Source organism: bacterium, assembly GCA_018814885.1.
Classification (GTDB): domain Bacteria; phylum Krumholzibacteriota; class Krumholzibacteriia; order LZORAL124-64-63; family LZORAL124-64-63; genus JAHIYU01.
On the sequence record JAHIYU010000098.1, the window covers coordinates 30,836 to 43,288 of the forward strand.

Consider the following 12,453-nt stretch of genomic DNA (forward strand, 5'->3'; position numbering starts at 1 on the left):
TCGACTCCTTCATCCCCTTGGCGGAGCGTCCCCCTGTCGGCGACGCTCCGCGGGCAGAGCAATGGTGATCGTCCGCCGGTCATCGGCTACACGGTCGTCGATGTCCGCCGCGAGCCGGCAAGCCAGGCGGGCCGGCTCGCCGGGAGGATCGGCTGACTCTTCCGGCTGCAGCGACGCCGGACCCGAGATACGGACGAGGCGGTCGTCGCCCTCGACAGCGGCGGACACCGCGATCTCGGCGCCGACAGGCGCGCTCTCCCAGAATGCCCGCAGATGGGCGAACACGGCCTGCGAGAGCAAAAAGGGATCACCCGTCAGCCAGATCTCGTCCGTGGCCGGCGCGCGCACCAGCCCGATGCGGCGACCCTGGGCGAGGCGCTCGCAGACGCCCACGATATCGTCGAGCAGGCCGTTCAATTCGAACCGGATCCGTGGATCGTCGGCGGTGTGGGCGAACCGGTTCAGGCGCGCGATGACATCCGCGGACCGCCGCGTCTGGCGGACGATCCGCGCATGGACGTCCTGCATCCGCTGCGCGTCGAATTCGCCGCCGCGCGCGACGAGCGCCAGATGGTCGTCGAGCAGCCCCGCGATCTGTTCGATGGTCGAGTTCACGTTGTTCAGCTCGTGCGAGACGCTCGCCGTCACGATCCCGAAGAACCGCAGCGAGGAACCCACGTCCGCGTCCCGCTGGTGATCGGTCATGGCGCTCCGCCTCCGCCGCGACGCTTCCGCTCGATGAGATCGATCAGGACCTCGATGCTGAAGGGCTTGAGTAGCACTTCCTCGCCTCCCTCGGGCAGGGCCGCGGCGCTCGCGGCGTCGCTGCCGTGTCCGGTGGCCATCAGCACCAGGATCCCGGGGAACTCGACGGCGATCAAATCCCTGAGCGAAAGCCCGTCCATGCCCGGCATCTTCAGGTCGATCACCACGACGTCGAAGCGTTCGCGCCGCAATTGCGACAGGGCGTCGGCGCCGCTCGTGGCGGCGGCCGCCGCCAGACCGCGGAATTCGAGACGTTCCACCATGGTGGTGACGAGCTCCTCTTCGTCGTCGACCAGCAATATCTTGTATTCCGCCATGCCACTCCTATGTGCTCGGAGCCTTGCGCGGCAGGACCACCGTGAAGACAGTGCCGGCGCCCAGCTCGCTCCGCACCGTGATCCTGCCGCCTAGCTTCCGTACCAGGTCGTAGGTGATCGACAGCCCCAGTCCCGTGCCGAACTCCCCCTTGGTGGAGTAGAACGGCTCGAAGATCGATTCCAGCTGATCCCCGGGAATGCCCGGCCCATCGTCGGCGATCGTGACCTCCACACGGTCGCCCGGGACCAACCGCAGGCTCAGCGTGAGCGTGCCGTGGTCGGGGATCACGGCGAAGGCGTTGTCGATGATGTTGAGGAAGACCTGCTGCAGCATGCCGCGATCGCTGAGGATCTGCGGCACGTCGGCCGCAAAATCACGGACCACCATGATGTTGCGATGGCTGGTCTCCTTGCCCAGGAAACCGAGCACGTTGGTCAGCAGGTCGCTCAGGCAGATCCGCTCCTCGCGGCGCTCCATGCGCCGCGTGAAACCCAGCAGCCGGTGGGTCACGGCGCTGCAGCGCGCGACCGAGCCGATGATGGAATCGACCGAACCGAGCACCTTCGCGCGGTTGGGATAGTCCGGGACGGCCGAGACAGTATCCTTCAGCAGCCCAGCCTTTTCGTTGATGATCGCCAGCGGGTTGTTGATCTCGTGGGCCACGCTGGCCGCTAGCCGGCCGATGGTCGCCATCTTGTTGGTGTATTCCGCGCTGTGCATCAGCTTGGCCTGCTGGATATCCGCTGCCCGGATCCTGCGGACGAGCACGGTCGCGCTCCACAGCACCACGATGATGATCAGGATGGAGCTGCCGGCCAGGAAGGAGAACAGCTCGGTGCGGGTGCGGAGCCACTCCCCGACCGGATCGACCCGGCGCTTGATCAGCATCAGCACGAAGGGGGTGTCGTCGATGTACTTGTAGCCGAGGATGTACGTCTGTCCCTTCTCGTCGTAATCCTCCACGACCTGTGTGTCCTGCGCGTAGGGCGGCACGGGCAGGGTGCAGTGGTCGAGCACCTCGCCGTGCAGGAGCGAGGAGGTCTGCAGGACGCCGTCGCGGTTGATCAGGAAAACGTCGCTGCCGCGGCCGAGATCGGCGATGGTCAGGTGCTGGGTCAGCAGGGCCATGTCGGCGGTCGCCCGCAGCACGTAGAAACCGCCCTGCTCGGTGTTCTGACGGATGGCGATCCCGAAATGCGGGAACTGGCGGTAGCCCAGGAAGACGTCGCTCAGGTGCATGCCGCGCACCTTGACCTCGTGGAACCAGTCCTGATCGGCGTAGTCGGCGCCCTCCAGGTCGAAGGGGCCGTTGTAGAAGAGCTGGCTGCCCCGGGAATCGATCAGGCCGAGATCCACGAAGCCGCCGAACGACCGCTTCAGATTCTCCAGGGTCCGCCGCAGGCTGGCGTTGCTGCTCAGTTGCGCGGCCGTGTCCTCGCTGGCCAGGAGTTTCAGTGCCGAGGTCCGTTCCGCGATGGTGAACTCCAGGGAACGCGCTATGTTCGTGACGTTGCGGGAGACCTCGTAGCGGATCTCGGCGCTGATGTTGCTGCGGAACAGGAAGTAGTTGGCGCCGGTCATGATGACCAGGGGGGTCAGGGAGACGACCAGGGTCAGCGTGACGGCGTAGCGCCAGACGCGACGGTAGCGTTTGAGGTCCTTGTCCGGACTCTCCTTCTTGCGGGCCGGCAGCTTCCAGGGCAAGGCCATCTTCAGGAAGAAGTCCCGGAAGTCGTTCCGTTGTTCCCTGGCGTTCACCGGGTCAACCGTCCTTTCCGCCGCCCCGTCCGGCCCGGCCGACCTTGCGGTAGGCCTTCCGCATGGTCTCGGCCAGCACGTCGATGTCCACCGGCTTCTGGAGATAGGCGAAGGCGCCGAGCTCTTCGGCACGCTCTCTCTCCCGCTCGCTGCCGTGGCCGGTCAGGATGATGACCTCGATACCGGGGTGATCGCGCTTGACCCGGCGCAGGACCTCTATGCCGTCGATCCCCGGCATCTTCAGGTCCAGCACCATCACCTCGGGCGGTTCGTCCACCAGGGCCGCCAGGGCCTGTTCACCGTCGTACACGACGTCCGAGACGAGGTTGCGCGTCTCCAACCGCTCCGAGAGGGTGTGCACGAACTCCCGCTCGTCGTCCACCAGGAGGGTGCGGAACGGGGGGTCGACCTCGGGCGTCGGCACCAGGCCGGGCGGGACGTAGCGCGATCCCGGCCGGCTCTGCGCACTGCGCACGCCCGGCACCGCGGCGGCGAGGGCCTCCAGCTTCCGGCCCAGGCTGCCCATGCGCATGACCGGCTTGTTGATGCCGATCACGACGTCCCCGTCCGCGGCATCGGCCTCCACATCGTATCCCCTGGCGGCGAGGACCTGCTGGACACGGGCGGCCAGCAGGAAGTCAGCGGCGGCCCGGCGGGAGGCGTCGGTGGTCCTCACGCTCGGCTTGTGCACGCTGTCCTCGACGATGTCGACCGCCGCGTCTACCGTCGTGTCCTGCATGGCCAGCACGACATCGTACATGTTCCCGGCGTAAGGGTCCCGGTCCAGGATCCAGCGGGTCCAACGGCGGCGCCGGGCATCCTCCTCGACGATCGCCTTCTGGGCCTCCGCGCGGGACAGACCGCCCGTTTCGCGCGCCACCTCGATCCGGTAGTCGGTGTTCGCGATCGCGCAGACCTGCAGCACGTGGGCGATGCGCCGGGGCAGCAGCAGCCCGGCATAACCATGGCACACCAGGTCGTCGCGCTGCACGAGTTCGGCCAGCGCGCACCGCAGGCTCGCGAGGTTCTTCTCCCGCTCGCGCGTAAGGCGGTTGAAGAAGGGAGGGGGGCCGTACATGACGCTCGCCAGCCTGTCCGCCGAAACGCCCGAACGTCCCGACGCGAGGTCGAGCAGCTCGTCGTCGATGCGGTCCCAGCCCAGACGACGGCAGACGGCGTCGGCGATCGCTTCGCCGTGGCAGTAGACGCCGCTGAAGATGGAGATGATGGCCATGGCCCGGTTCCTCCAATCCTGCTTGTTCATTCCCGGACCGCCGCCCTCGATGCCGCCCCGGCGGATGCGGTCACACGTCGGACTTGGTGCGCGTCACGGACCGGGTGCCATCCCGAACCGCGGCGGTGGCCCCGGCGTCTTCCCGGTCGCGGCCGCGCAACAGAGGACAGTCGGAGATATCCGTGCTCGGGCAAGCGCAGCTGTGGATGTGCTCCACCGCCTTGGTCACGTTCCGGTAGAAATGATCCGCGCCGATCTTCTCGTACAGGTTGGTCCGCTTGAGGACGTCCAAGACGTGGTCGTTCAAACCGGAGAACGAGATGTCGACCCCCGACGTCCGCAGCTTGCTCACCAGGAACGACAGCATCACCTCGCCGGACGAATCGAGCTCGTTGATGCCGTTGCCGACCAGCAACACGTGCCGCAGGGCCGGTTGACGCGACGTCTCGCGCAGCACCTCGGTCTCCAGGAAGTTCACGTTGGCGAAGATCAGCGATTCGTTGAAGCGGATCACGCTGACGTGGTCGCAGGTCTCCAGACCCCAGCGACTGGCGTTGTGGTAGTGGCCGTCGGGCCCCAGCGACAGGACCGCGGTCGCCGGGCGCATGTTCCGCAGCAGGTACAGCCCCAGCGACAGCAGCACGCCGATCATGATTCCCCTGTCCAGATGCGGCGCGAAGTAGAGCGTGCACACGAAGCTGATGGCCGAGATGATCCCGTCGTACTTTTGCGCCTGCCAGGCGTGCACGAATCCCTTCACGTTCACAAGTCCGCTCACGGCCATCATGATGATGGCCGCCAGCACGGACTGGGGCAGATGGTACATCAGCGGCGTGAAGAACATCAGGGTGGCGACGACGACCAGGCTGCTGAACACGCTGGAGAGCCCGGTGACCGCGCCGGCCTGGATGTTGACCGCGGAGCGCGAGAACGAGCCCGACACGGGGTAGCTCGAGGCGAACGAGCCGACGATGTTGCCGATGCCTTGCCCGATCAGCTCCTGGTTGGGATCGAGCCGCTGACCCGTCTTGTTCGCCATCGCCTTGGCGATCGAGATCGCTTCCATGAAGCCCAGCAGCGAGATGATGATCGCCATGGGGAACAGGTCGCGCATGACGCCGAAGTCGAACCGCGGCGGCGCGATGCGCGGGAGTCCCCTGGGGATCTCGCCCACCACCGGGCCGCCCCCCATCATGGTCAGCTGCTCCTGCCCGAGCAACTTGTTGCGCACCTTCAAGCGCCAGCGGCCGGGCAACCGCTCCGCGTCCGGGGGCGCCTCGCCGGCCGCATAGAAGACGTGGTCGCCGCCGGGACCGCGTACGGCCGTGAAATCGAAGTCCCGCAGCCGCTCGCGCAAGGCGCGATTGCGGGCGGACAGCTCCTCCTCCCTGATCTCGAGCCTCGCCACCTGGGCGCGCAGCTCGATGGCCGCGAGGGAATGGCCGCCGTGCGTCTTTTGCGCCTCCTTGAGCCTATGGCGCTCCGCGATCCGCGCGTCCATCACCTCGTCGATGCGGACCAGGTTCTCGTCGTACTCACGCGCCAGCCGCTGCAAATCCGCGGACTGCACCGCGTCCAGGGGGATCTGCCGGTTGTTCTCGAGTCCCATGGACCAGGAGATCAGCGTCGTGACGACGACGGCCAGCAGCACGTTGGGAATCTTGGGGTTGACCCGCTTGAGGGACCACATCAGGACGAAGGCGAGCAGGCCGAGTCCGAGCGTGGGTAGATGGGCCTTGTGCAGGGCGATCTCGACGGTGCGGTAGACCGTCTCGTAGTGATGCTCGGCCTTGTCCACCTCGATTCCGAAGAGCTTGGGCAGCTGAGATGTGGCGATGATGATGGCCGCTGCGTTGGTGAAGCCGTTGACCACGGGGTGGGACAGGAAGTTCACCACCATGCCCAGCCGCAGCACACCCAGCAGGAACTGGAAGACGCCCACCAGGAAGGCGAGCAGGATGGCGTATGCGATGAAGCCCTCGCTGCCGGCCGTGGCCAGGGACGACAGGGCCGTCGCGGTCATGAGCGAGACGATGGCCACCGGGCCGGTGGCGAGCTGATGGCTGGAGCCGAACATGGCGGCGAGCATCGGCGGCAGGAAGGCCGCGTACAGGCCGTAGTAGGCCGGCAGGTCCGCCAGCTGGGCGTAGGCCATCGACTGCGGGATGAGCACCAGCGCCACGGTCAAGCCGGCCACGAAGTCGGCCTGCAGCCCCGCCAACGAATAGCGCTCGAACCAGTTCAGGAAGGGAAGCAGGCGCAAGACTCTCGCACGGAGGGACTGCCCGGCCGGTTCCCGCTCGGGACCCGAATTCGAGTTTGCGGTCGCCATCGACGACTCCTACCGGGACGAGCGAGCAGCTAGACTCCGCTCCCGGACAATGGGTTGCGTGCATGAACCCAACGAACGCGACGATGTACGATCCTACCAGCAGCCCGGCCGGCTATGCAATGTGTCATTGGGGGCGCATCGCGAGCGAATCGGTCGTAAAAAGGAACCTGCGGGCCCGACGTCACCCGGCACGCGGGTACGCGCGTCGCATCGCGTCGCGTTACAGCAAGACACCGGTGAATTCACAGGAACGGACGGCACACGAACGCTGGCCGACAAGCCGCAGTCGTAACGGAAACACACGTTCACTTGATCCCGTCGTCCAACTCCCGCATGGCGCGCAGAATGCCGAGAGGGCTCGAACCGAGAGCAAGTTCCTGCAACTGTTTAATGCGTTCCTGATCCAGCTCGAACTTCTTCGTGAGGCGCGCTTCGTAGGCATCCTTGAGCACCTCGAGCAGATTTTCCAGCTCGTACGGCTTGGGCAGATAGCCGAAGGCACCCAGCTTGGTGCATTCGACGGCAGACTCCATGCTGCCGTGACCGGTCAACATGATCACTTCGAGGAATTTGTGCTCGTCCTTGAGGATCCGGAGCAGTTCCCTGCCGTCGATACCGGGCATCTTGAGGTCCAGGATGGCCAGATCGAACTTGTCCTCGCGAGCAGCCTTTACCGCGTCCTCGCCCCGGCTGGCCTTGGTGACGTCGAAACCGCGAAGCTCCAGCCGCTGGGCTATGGAATCCAGGAACTGGACCTCATCGTCCACGATCAGGAGCTTGATTCTGTTTTCCATGTCCAGTCTCCTTGCTGCGCGCGACCGGCGCCTGCCCATTGCCGCAACTTGGCGCGGCATGCTCGATGCCGCTTCGATCCTGCCTCAAAAACCGATCCAACGCCAGTAGCCCCTGATGACCCAGAATATCAGCACGACGAAACAGAGCAGCAGCACGACTATACCGTGCTTCATGAAGTCCTTGAGGGTGACCAGCTGTTCTCCGGTGATCGGGTCTTTGGCCAGAGCATATACGATGGCGTTGTTGGGGGTGCCGATCACCAGCATGTGCGCGAAGGAGGATGCGAAGGCCGTCGCCAGGCCTACCATCCAGGGATGCGCATCGCTGATGATGCTCATGGGGACGGTGATGGGCCCGATGGCCGAGACCGTGGCGCCGTCGCTCATGAAATTGGTGGTCAGCCCCGTGAAGACGGCCGCCGAAATGGCCAGCCCTTCCCCGGTGGTCAGGAAGTCCGGCAGCAGGCCGATGAAGCCGTCGGCGATGTAAAGAGCCGCCCCCGTCACGGCCAATCCCTTGCCCAGGGCGCAGGCGCTGGCGTAGAGCGCCACCACCTCCCAGTGGATCGAGGCGACGTCCTGCCAGCGCATGATGCGCAGCACGTTCAGCACCACCAGCGCCAGGATCACCGGGCCGCCCATGCCCAGGGTGTCGCTGCAGGTGACCCACAGCGCGATCAGGCCGACCAGGACGGCCGCCGTGATGTATTCCTTGCTGTTCATGGGACCGATCTTGTCGGATGCGCGGTGCACGATCGACGAGATGTTCAACGCGCGCGTCTTGATGCGTCCGCGCAGCGACAGGTAGAAGTAGGCGGCGATGACCAAGCCCATGACCGGGACGAACGGCAGGCCGTACTGCACCCACTGCCCGAACGTCGGGGCCACGCCGTAGTCCGCGAGGATGCCGATCATGATCGCGTTGCGGCCGCCGGCCGCCGGCGAGCCGGGTCCCCCGCAGTTGGCGGCGAAGTTGAGTGACAAGATCAGCATCACCGCCAGCGCGGGGTCCTTGCGCACACCCGCTTCCTGGGTCGAGGTGGCGTAGACCATCATGAGCATCGGCACCAGGAACGCCACGAGGGCGTGCTCGGAAAGGAACGAACATGCCATGCCGAAGAGCGGCAGAAAGATGAACATGTAGCGCGGCAACGACTTCGCCGGCCCCAGCAGCAGCAGACCGATGCGGCGGTCGAGTCCGGTCCGGTTGATCGCACGAGCCATGGCCAGGACGCCGAAGATGAAGATGACCGCATCCTTGGCGTAGGCCTTGGCCACGTCGTCGGGCCGCAGCACGCCCAGGAAATACATGGCCACACCCACGAAGAGGGCCGTGATCCCGATCGGCACCGCACCGCTGGCCCAGAACAGCGCCGCCACGACGAGCGTGGCGAGCATCACCTGAGCCCGGCGCGCCGCCTGGATCACATCCATCCGGTACGCGGAGCGGCTGGTCCCGTTCCCGCGAACCTTATCTCCCACCTTGTAGTGATCGGCATAGTACGCGGATATGGTCTCGCCGGGCGCCAGGTCCCGGTAATAGGCGTAACCCAGGTGGATGTCGGCTGCCGCGTCGGCCTTCGGCGCCGACAGGAGCTGGACCATCCGCTGCGGCGCTGGCATCAGCGTGATCCCTGCAAACAGCAGGACCCCCAGCAGGATCACACCGGGCCGGCTGTTCTGGGACCCGATCAGCCATTTGAGCAGGGATCCCTTCTCCACATTGGGGATCTCATGGCGCGCCCTGGCATGCACCACGTCCGCCCGTGCGTCTCCGATCGTCGCCACCAGGCGGTCCAGATCGCAGGGCTTCTCCAGATAGGCGTAGGCCTCGAGCTTGCCCACCTCCATGGCCGAGTCCAAATCTCCGTGACCGGTCAGGAAGATGACGCGGATCTCGGGCCGGTATTGCCGTATGTCGCGCAGGACCTGCTCGCCGCTGGGCCCGGGCATCTTGCGGTCCAGGATCACGACATCGATCTCGGGATCGCCGCGCACGGCCTGGACCGCCGCGATGCCGTCGCCGACGGCCTCGTTGGTGAAACCGCGCATATTGAGGCGCTGGGACAGGGTCTCGCGAAAACGCGTCTCGTCGTCCACGATGAGGAGTTTCGACATCCGCTCAGCCTCCGGAGTTCGGGGACCGTTCACGACGGGCGCCGTCGTATGCCTGCGCGCCACGATTCGCCCGTCAGCCGCATTCCCGCGAGGTCACGAACTGCGAGATCTCCCTGAACAGGTCGGACAGACGCAGGACGCCGACCACCCTGCCGTCGCGGGTCACCGGGAGCGACTGGGTCTGCCACATGACGAACAGGTGGATCGCCTCGGTCAGTGAGCGGTTCTCGTCGATGCTGGACTCCACCGGACGCATCACCTGCCCCACCTTGACGGTATGAGCCCTCCGGCAGACATCGTCTATGTTGTCCTGCCAGAACCGGTAGTTCTCCATGACCGAGTTGACGAACACCTCGTTCAACCCCGCCTGGGACAGTCGTTCCACGTCGCCCAGCACGGCATACTTGGGCTCGAGCGCCTTCAGGAAACCGTGCATTCCCAGCTTGCCGACGATGTTCCCGTCCCGGCCGCGCACCAGGACGGCGCGAGGGTGGGACCGGCCCGGTGCGAGCCGGGTCTGGGCCCGTTCGAGGGCGTCCAGCGCGTCGCGGAGCGAGGCGCTCTCGCTCACCACGGCATATTCATCCAGCGGCAGCATCAGATCCCCGACACGTTTCCCGTCCATGCGTTACTCCTCCTGGTCGACGGCGGCGAGCCGGGAGCCCGTTCAGTTCAGGGGCAGCGAGATGGTGAACGTGCTGCCCCTGCCCGGCTCGCTCTGCACCGAGATCCTGCCGCCGAGACCCTTGATGATCCCGTAGCTGACCGACAAGCCGAGTCCGGTGCCCTTGCCGACTTCCTTGGTGGTGAAGAACGGCAGGAAGACCTTTTCCAGTTGGGCCTTCGTCATGCCGCAGCCGGTGTCTTTCACGGCGATCGTCACCGAACTGTTCTCCGCCCGGGCCGCGATGGTCACGACCCCTGCGCCAGCAATGGCATCGACGGCGTTGTTCACCAGGTTCAGGATCACCTGCTTGAGCTGGTTCCCGTCGGAGACGATGGCGGGAAGGTCGTCCGCGTAGAGCCGTTCCAGCCGGATATTCGCGAGTGTCATCTCGCGGCCCAGGAAACCGTCCACCACCTCGTCGATCAGGGTCCGCACGTCGTGACGGGCCAGGCTGATGTCCGCCCGGCGCACGAAGCCGAGCAGCTTGCGCGTGATATCGCGGCAGCGATAGACGGCATCCTGGATCGTTTCCAGGCGCGGCCGCAGATCCTCCCAGCCCACGTTCTGGCCGAAGGCCGGATCCATGAGATCCTGCATGAGACCCGCCTCCTCGCTGATGATGGCCAGCGGGTTGTTGATCTCGTGCGCGACGCCCCCGGCCAGTTCGCCCACCGACGCCAGCTTGGCGGCCTGTTCCAGCTGCGCCTTGGTCTGGTCCCGCTCCTCCTCGATCCGCACGCGCATACCCGCCCGGACGATGGTGGCCACGAGGATGAGCAGGATGATGAGCAGTGAGATGGCTGCGATACGGTAGTCACCACCCAGGACGAGACGGCTCGGCGGCCGCACCGCGGACTGGGCGATCAGAGCCCAGCGCGCCTCCGAAAGCCAGGCGTAGCCGTAATACACCGTTTTCTCTCTGGCCCGCACCTCTTGGAATCCCACCGCTGGCTCCACCGGGGGCACGATGGCCGATTCGGCCAGGGGGGTGCCGACGCCCGGCGTCACCATCTGGTAGGTGCCGCCCCGATTCACGATGGAGGTGTGCACCTGTCGCGCACCCTCCAGGGAGGTGATGAACGCGTAGATCTGCTCGGGATCCAGGGTGGCCCGCATGGCCAGGAACGCGCCCGATACCTCCCGGCGGTAGGCGATGGTGAAGTGAGGCTTCTGCCTGAAACCGAGGTAGATGTCCGTGATCACGTAGCGCTCGCCCGTCTCACGAAGTTCGCGGAACCAGGCCTCCTCATGGTAGTCCCGCTTCTCCAGTTCGGGGAAAGGACCGGCGTAACCGACCTGGACACCCTCGCCGTCGAACACGCCCACATCCACGAAGCTGTCGGAGGCGAGGCGCAGATCCCGCAGATATGCATCCAGCGAGGCGCGAGAAGGGTTGACCTCCAGCTTCGGATTCTGGATCAGGTTGGCGAGGTTGACTGCCCGCTCCCGCAGGAACAGATCCAGCATGTGGGACTGGTACTCGGCCATCGACTGCAGTTGCTGCCTGCGGGCTTCATCCTGCACGCGCAGGGATTGCAAATGGAAATAGCAGGTGAGCAGTACGAAAGGGAGCAGGTAAATCAGGATCAGCTTGAAGATGGTCCGGCGCATCAACTCGCCGTGACGTGAGCGGTCTCCCACAATCTCCGCGGCCTGACCGTCGGCGTCCTTGCGGAAGAGACGGGGCATGCGCCCTCTCCCCTGAATCATGTGCAATAGCGACCGGTCGCGATCCGGCGCGGCGTGCTAACGTCCGCGCGCGATCGGCACCGCTGCCGGGACAACCCATGAAACAGCGACATAGAGCCTGACTGCCTGTTCGGCAGCCGGCGCCGGCAATGACCGGCGCGGCATCAGAATCACACCGCGATCAATACTAATGGAGGTAAAAGGCGAAAGCCAGCCTCCGCTGGGCGATTGATGAAGATTTTACGAGACGAGTATCCCCGGTGATGTGGACCGCGATATCGGATCGATGGTCCTGCGGCTCGGCAAAGCCCTCCACGCGCGTCGTAGCTACACGTGGTGCATAGGCGGAGCAATGGAGCCCCATTGCCGAGAACGCCAGTCTCTCCCTAGCCGGCATAGACTTCCACCGTCTCCGGCTCCCCCTCGCGCCACCAGGCGACGAGCAGTCCCGCGGGAACCCCGACCAGGAAGAAGAACATCTCGATCGCCTCCGGCACGTCGGCTTGCCCGCCCTCCGGTTCGATGATGTGCACCAACACCATGAGCGGCACGAAGACGACGTCGATCATGGCCATGGACTCGTATCCGCCGAGGGCCAGGTAGATCGACTTGAAGCCCCCCCCATCAGCGCCAGGGCGAGTTATAACCGAAAGTTGTGGATGACCTGATCAAAAGAGGTGGCGTATCCTCCCCATTGACGTTTTCAAATCTCTTTGAAAGGAGAGGACACGCCATGGGGAAGAAGATAGCCCAGATGGGGCCGCCAGGTCCAGAAGAA

At 65.4% G+C, this 12,453-nt stretch carries 10 protein-coding genes; all 10 read right to left on the reverse strand.

The genetic code is table 11. The features are described from left to right. Nucleotides 1-9: 9 nt before the first annotated feature. The 10 genes from KJ554_06175 to KJ554_06220 all read right to left on the reverse strand — a co-directional run bounded on the left by KJ554_06175 (nt 10) and on the right by KJ554_06220 (nt 12,250). Nucleotides 10-678 carry a hypothetical protein gene (locus KJ554_06175; protein MBU0741918.1) on the reverse strand — a complete coding sequence of 223 codons (669 nt, stop codon included), beginning with the start codon at nt 676-678 and terminating at the stop codon, nt 10-12. 23 nt (nt 679-701) lie between these two features. Then, a complete protein-coding gene (locus KJ554_06180; GenBank protein MBU0741919.1) occupies nt 702-1,082 on the reverse strand; it encodes a response regulator in 381 nt (126 codons plus the stop codon). A 7-nt stretch (nt 1,083-1,089) separates the two neighbouring features. Continuing rightward, nucleotides 1,090-2,841 carry a two-component sensor histidine kinase gene (locus KJ554_06185; GenBank protein ID MBU0741920.1) on the reverse strand — a complete coding sequence of 584 codons (1,752 nt, stop codon included), beginning with the start codon at nt 2,839-2,841 and terminating at the stop codon, nt 1,090-1,092. Nucleotides 2,842-2,845: 4 nt separating this feature from the next. Then, the gene (locus KJ554_06190; protein ID MBU0741921.1) at nt 2,846-4,075 is read right to left on the reverse strand and encodes a response regulator; all 1,230 of its coding nucleotides are present in this window, start codon (nt 4,073-4,075) and stop codon (nt 2,846-2,848) included. Nucleotides 4,076-4,145: 70 nt separating this feature from the next. Further along, complete coding sequence (locus KJ554_06195; protein MBU0741922.1) at nt 4,146-6,407, reverse strand: STAS domain-containing protein; 2,262 nt, start codon at nt 6,405-6,407, stop codon at nt 4,146-4,148. Nucleotides 6,408-6,712: 305 nt separating this feature from the next. Beyond that, nucleotides 6,713-7,201 (reverse strand): response regulator, encoded by a 489-nt coding sequence (locus KJ554_06200; GenBank protein MBU0741923.1) that lies wholly within the window; start codon nt 7,199-7,201, stop codon nt 6,713-6,715. 84 nt (nt 7,202-7,285) lie between these two features. Further along, nucleotides 7,286-9,319 carry an anion permease gene (locus tag KJ554_06205; GenBank protein ID MBU0741924.1) on the reverse strand — a complete coding sequence of 678 codons (2,034 nt, stop codon included), beginning with the start codon at nt 9,317-9,319 and terminating at the stop codon, nt 7,286-7,288. A gap of 73 nt (nt 9,320-9,392) precedes the next feature. Continuing rightward, nucleotides 9,393-9,944 (reverse strand): CBS domain-containing protein, encoded by a 552-nt coding sequence (locus KJ554_06210; GenBank protein ID MBU0741925.1) that lies wholly within the window; start codon nt 9,942-9,944, stop codon nt 9,393-9,395. A gap of 42 nt (nt 9,945-9,986) precedes the next feature. Then, complete coding sequence (locus KJ554_06215; GenBank protein ID MBU0741926.1) at nt 9,987-11,675, reverse strand: ATP-binding protein; 1,689 nt, start codon at nt 11,673-11,675, stop codon at nt 9,987-9,989. A 386-nt stretch (nt 11,676-12,061) separates the two neighbouring features. After that, nucleotides 12,062-12,250 carry a hypothetical protein gene (locus KJ554_06220; GenBank protein ID MBU0741927.1) on the reverse strand — a complete coding sequence of 63 codons (189 nt, stop codon included), beginning with the start codon at nt 12,248-12,250 and terminating at the stop codon, nt 12,062-12,064. Between the last annotated feature and the right edge of the window lie 203 nt (nt 12,251-12,453).